Genomic DNA, 5,154 nt, shown 5'->3' on the forward strand with positions numbered 1-5,154 from the left:
ATGAATGCCCACCTTCCGCCCGCGGCCCAAGACCGATCAAACTGCTCGATGGAAAGTTGCAGATCACGAGCGGTGCTGGAACGCAAGGTGACACGATCAGCCGATAAGTCATACGCCACCAGCACGGCATAGTGCCAATCGTGCGCACCCAATCCGACCTTCTGCAACACCACCACCGGAAAGCCTGCAGCCACCTGCGCGAACACAGCGCCCAGCTTCGGAGGAAGAACGACGGGAATGCGCCCAGCCCGGCGCGACGCCCCGAGCAGATCGAATTGCAGGCTACCTTCCAGCCCCGGCGTGAACACCTGCGGAATCAACTGTTTCGGCGTGGTGCGAACCCCGCTGAAGACCAACACGGAGGCCAGCGTAGCCGGTCCGCAATAGTGACTGTCATCCGAAAAAAACGGCACTCCAGCCACCTTCGCAGAAGGCGGCAAGCCAGCGGGCTCATCTACCAAGCGCCCATGCTGAAATTGCGGCGGCGACGTCGAAAAAACCCCTGGCGGCAAGGCGGCGCAACCGCCCAGCAACAAACTGAATGCAAGAGTCAGTTGCGATGCAGTGCGCAGCCGACAAGCCGTCATGCACACCCCATCAAAGTGCCAGCACGACCAGAATCGCCACCAGCAGAATGATCACCATTTCCTGAAAACCCAAGGCGCCTGCAGCAGGCATGCTGTTGATCCTGCCGGCCAACTGCGCTACTTCAGCGTTGCTCAGCGCCGCTAGGCGTTGCTGCGTCACCTCTTGGCTCAACCCCATTTGTTCGAGCTTGGACTGCACATCGGCGCGCGCCATGAAATGGTCCAGCGTCGACCGGTCAGCGGCCAACGTTGTCGCGCCCTGGCCAGACTGCGGCTGGGTGAGCTGCTGCGTACCAATCAGTTCGGCTCGCGCGGCGGGCGCCGCGGCCATCAGGCTCACGCCCAAAGCAGCCACCAGAAATTGACGGGAAATACGAGAAGGAAACATTCGTCGGCCCTTTCAATAAGTGAAATTTTCCAGACTCAACCGCCCGGAAACGGGGAGTGTTGGCAAGCGTTCGAGTTTAATCGCCGCCGCTCCCGCTACCCCCCGAACGCAATCAGCGCGCCCACAACAACCAGAAAAATCGAGAACACCCGTTTGAGCGCGTCGCCCGAAATGCGATGCGCCACGCGGACTCCATACGGCGCCAGCGCCATGGAAGCGACAGCAGTCGCCGCAGCAGCGGGCAAAAAAACGTAGCCGAACGCCCCAGGCGGAAGAGGATGGGCGGGCGCATGAACCGAGAGCATGTAACTCAGCGCGCTGGACAGGGCGATGACCAAGCCGCAAACCGTACTCGTCGCCACCGCCTTGACCGGCTGAACGCCCAGCGACACCAACAAAGGCACCGTCATCGACCCGCCGCCGATGCCCACGACAGAGGAGACAGCCCCAATGCCGACACCTGTCGGCAACAGCCAGGGTGAACGGGGAATGTGCTCCTGACCTTGCACTGTTTTTTTGCGTTTGCCAACCGCCATCTGTACCGCCATGACCGCGCAGAACCCGGCAATGACATAGCGCAAGGCCGAGCCGCTGAGCATCTGCGCCAGATGCGCCCCGATGAAACCCCCGATCACCATACCTGGCGCCAGCCAGCGCCAACTCGGCCACAGCACGCCGCCGCGTCGGATGTGCGCCGTGGCGGAGGAAATAAACGTGAGCACGATACTGGCCATCGACGTCGCCACGGCCACATGAATGACTTCATCGGCCGGAATGCCCAATGCGGGCAGAGCAAAGCTGAGCGCCGCAACCAGCAGCAAGCCGCCCCCGATACCCAACAGCCCGCCCAGAAAACCCGCGGAGGCACCGGCCAACAGAAAAATCGCAATGGAAAGCCACATCATCTTTTCTCTTCACGTCAATAGCCCCATGCAGCCTAACTGCTCAGGCCCGGTTCTGCCGGGAAGCGACCGCCGAGATCGCAACAAAAAAGCCCGCAGACCGTACAGCCTGCGGGCTCGAACTGAGGCAAAAAGAATCAGTCTTTGCGCTCGGGATGCAGCAGGCGCTCCATGCCGATGAGCTTCATCATGTATTTCTCGTAAATCGGCTCGGAGTTGCCCTTCTTCATCTTGCGGATGAAATACTTTTCAAACGCAATTTTGGCCAGATGCACCCATTTGCCTTCGCCGAACCAGTTGACGTTGCGCGGCGGAATCTGCGGAATGGCCACGAACGCCGCGCCGGTATTTCCGAAGTCAGCCAGGCAGATCGCCTGCCAAGTGCCGCGGTGCGTGGGCTGCTTGCCCGCGAGTTCTTCCTCGAGGTTGTGCACGATGGCCGTGACCATCGACTCGATCATGTAACCCGTTTTGGGCACGCCGCAGGCAACCGGCGTCGGGCCGGTCGGTGGAATGGCGATGCAGACCCCGGCGGAGTAAATGTTCTTGTACTTCGGGCTGCGCTGATGCTGATCGACGATGACGAAGCCACGCGGGTTGCACAGTCCATCCACCGCAGCCACCGCGTCCACACCCTTGAACGCGGGCAGCATCATGGAGTGCTTGAACGGCAGTTCGTGCTGTTTGACCAGATTGCCCTGCATGTCGAGTTCATCCACGAACATCTTGCCGTCTTCCACCTTGGTGGTCTTGGCATTGGTGATCCAGCGGATGTCATGGCTGCGGAAGGCGCTTTCCATGATGCCCTTGGAGTCGCCCACGCCATCCAGCCCTAGGTGGCCGATGTAAGGCTCGGAGGTCACATAGGTGATGGGCACCTTGTTGCGGATTTTTTTCTTGCGCAGCGCGGTATCGAGCACCATGGTGTATTCGTAGGCCGGGCCGAAGCAGCTTGCACCCGGCATGGCGCCGATAATGACTGGGCCGGGATTGGCCACCAGCTTCTCGTAATCGGCATAGCACTTCTCGGCGTGATCGATGCTGCAGATCGACTGGGTAAAGCCGCCGTGGGGGCCCGCCCCTGGAATTTCATCAAAAGAAAGTTTGGGGCCTGTGGTGATGATCAGATAGTCGTAGTTGACCTTGGCGCCATCCTGCAAAGTCAGCGTGTTGGTGTCGGGCTCGATCTTGGTCACGGCCTTGGCGATGAAATCGATGCCCTTGCGCTCCAGGTAGGGCTTGATGCCGAAAATCACCTCGTCCCGGCTGCGCCAGCCCACGGCCACCCAGGGGTTGGATGGCACGAACTGAAAGTAGTCCACGGCATTGATGACCGTGACCTTGTGTGCTTTGCCGAGCGCTTCACGCGCTTCATAGGCGGCGGGCATGCCGCCAATGCCGGCGCCCAATACAACGATATGTGCCATACCCTGGTCTCCTGGTGTGCAAGTCAATGCCCGAATGCGCTCGGGCGGCGTTCAAAAACTCTGGTCAGGCTCAATCTTCCGAGCAGACCAGAACAGCAACTGTGGCGAAGCCGTTCACCGTTGCTCTGGCAATCCGGTCAAGTCCTGTGCAGACATCAGGATGGCAACGGCTTTGTTAAAGCATACGCACATTCAAGCATATCGATACCACGGATTGAGCCTCGGGCATTCCTGTCAAGCCCGTCAAAATTGCTTGATTAAACGCAAATTTGAAAAGTCTGCATCCGTGTTAGTCCTAGTCTGGATAAACCCTAATACTCCCGGAAGCATTGTGAAATCTTTCCTATACTGAATTTGAGACAAGTTGATCCATCGATCATCCTGCGGCTGTCCCCATAGAGGTCACCGCACAACACCTGGAGGAAGCCTACTTATGCGCAACACACCTCGTCCACTCTGGAACCCCTACGTCGCCGGGGTTCTACTCGGGCTCGGCCTGCTGGCCACCTTTCTCGTCACCGGCAACGGTTATGGCGTGACCGGAGCCACCACGCTCGCCACCGCGGCCGTGGCCGGTAAGGTCGACCCTAATACCGTCGCCGCCCACACCTATCTCCATAACCTGTTCGAAGTCGGGCTCAATCGCTGGATCGTCTGGGAAGTTGTCGGTCTGGCCATCGGTGCGCTGATCGGCAGCGTGCTCGCCGGTCGTTTCAAGTTTCAGATTGACGGCCCTACCCAGGCCGGACGCAGCCTGCGCCTGATCCTCGCCGTGATTGGCGGAATTGCCGCCGGTTTCGGCGCCCGTCTCGCGCTGGGTTGCACCAGCGGCATGGGCCTTTCCGGATCGGCCACCCTGGCGGCTGCCGGGTTTCTGTTCCTCATCGGCTTCTTCATCGCTGGCATTGTGTTCGGCCAACTGACGAAAGGACTCTGGAAATGAGCTTCCCTCTTGGATACACCGGCCCCGTATCGGGCCTCATTCTCGGCCTAGTCTTCGGCTACGTTCTTGAAAATGCGGGTTTTGGCAGCGGCTGCAAACTCACTGCCCAACTGCGTTTCAAAGACTGGGCCGTGTTCAAGGTCATGTTCACCGCGATTCTCGTGTCGGCCGGCGGCCTCTACCTGCTGCAAGGCCTCGGGGTCATCGAGGTCAGCAATATGTTCGTGCCCTCGGTGTTCATCTGGGGTAGCTCGCTCGGCGGCGTGCTCATTGGTGTGGGCATGGCGGTGGGCGGCTACTGCCCGGGCACCTCGATGGTCGCGATGTTTTCGGGCAAGCTCGACGGTCTGGTCTTCCTGCTGGGCATCGGCATCGGCACATTGGGCTTCAACTCGGTTTTCAGTTCGATCGAAGGCTGGGCTTGGAAGCAGGTCGGGCCTGACGGCCTCACGCTGCCGCAACTGCTTCACCTGCCCGCTTGGGTCGTTTGGGCAGCGCTTTTCGCCGTGCTGGTGATTGTTGGCTACCTCACCCGTACCAATGTGCAGTCGCGCGGCGGCAAGAGCAAGACCTCCGGCTCATTGGCTGCACAAAACAGTTAAATTCACCCGCGCTGTCAGCGCACAGCCCTGCCCGCGCGTTGTCTGCGGACAGGGCCGCAAATAGCTGCCTTGCCTTTCTCAACCACTCTTTTAGGAGTTTCTCATGGCTAAAGCCCGCCTCATCAAACTGTCTCAAGCCCTTCCCGCACTGGCCTTGGCTGCCGCTGTCGTTGCCCCCATGCCGCAAGCCCTGTCGAGCCTGTCGGCCACCGGCATCGCCCACGCTTCGAGCAACCCCTGCGCGCCGAGCAACCCCTGCGCACCGACCAAAAAGAAGATGGAGAAGAAGAGCAGCAACCCTTGCG

7 protein-coding genes are annotated in these 5,154 nt (G+C 60.0%); 3 read left to right on the forward strand and 4 right to left on the reverse strand.

Annotated elements, in window-relative coordinates:
• The 4 genes from AC2VLV_RS16680 to AC2VLV_RS16695 all read right to left on the reverse strand — a co-directional run.
• The coding region (locus AC2VLV_RS16680) for a PA2778 family cysteine peptidase (RefSeq protein ID WP_486991030.1) at window positions 1–587 on the reverse strand (587 nt) is incomplete at its 3' end.
• Window positions 588–597: 10 nt separating this feature from the next.
• Window positions 598–975: a PA2779 family protein gene (locus AC2VLV_RS16685; RefSeq protein WP_486991031.1), complete on the reverse strand. Its 378-nt coding sequence runs from the start codon at window positions 973–975 to the stop codon at window positions 598–600.
• A 95-nt stretch (window positions 976–1,070) separates the two neighbouring features.
• Window positions 1,071–1,880, reverse strand: a complete 810-nt coding sequence (locus AC2VLV_RS16690) for a sulfite exporter TauE/SafE family protein (RefSeq protein WP_486991032.1) — start codon at window positions 1,878–1,880, stop codon at window positions 1,071–1,073.
• A 134-nt stretch (window positions 1,881–2,014) separates the two neighbouring features.
• Entirely contained in the window at window positions 2,015–3,304 is a 1,290-nt protein-coding gene (locus AC2VLV_RS16695; protein WP_486991033.1) for an NAD(P)/FAD-dependent oxidoreductase, read from the reverse strand.
• 433 nt (window positions 3,305–3,737) lie between these two features.
• Between AC2VLV_RS16695 and AC2VLV_RS16700 the strand changes: the two genes are divergently transcribed.
• The 3 genes from AC2VLV_RS16700 to AC2VLV_RS16710 all read left to right on the forward strand — a co-directional run.
• Complete coding sequence (locus AC2VLV_RS16700; RefSeq protein ID WP_486991034.1) at window positions 3,738–4,247, forward strand: YeeE/YedE thiosulfate transporter family protein; 510 nt, start codon at window positions 3,738–3,740, stop codon at window positions 4,245–4,247.
• The gene (locus tag AC2VLV_RS16705) at window positions 4,244–4,849 is read left to right on the forward strand and encodes a YeeE/YedE thiosulfate transporter family protein (protein WP_486991035.1); all 606 of its coding nucleotides are present in this window, start codon (window positions 4,244–4,246) and stop codon (window positions 4,847–4,849) included. The genes AC2VLV_RS16700 and AC2VLV_RS16705 overlap by 4 nt, the downstream gene beginning before the upstream one ends.
• 103 nt (window positions 4,850–4,952) lie before the next feature.
• The coding region (locus AC2VLV_RS16710) for a hypothetical protein (protein ID WP_486991036.1) at window positions 4,953–5,154 on the forward strand (202 nt) is incomplete at its 3' end.

The organism is Thiomonas sp. TH-17 (genome assembly GCF_057473305.1).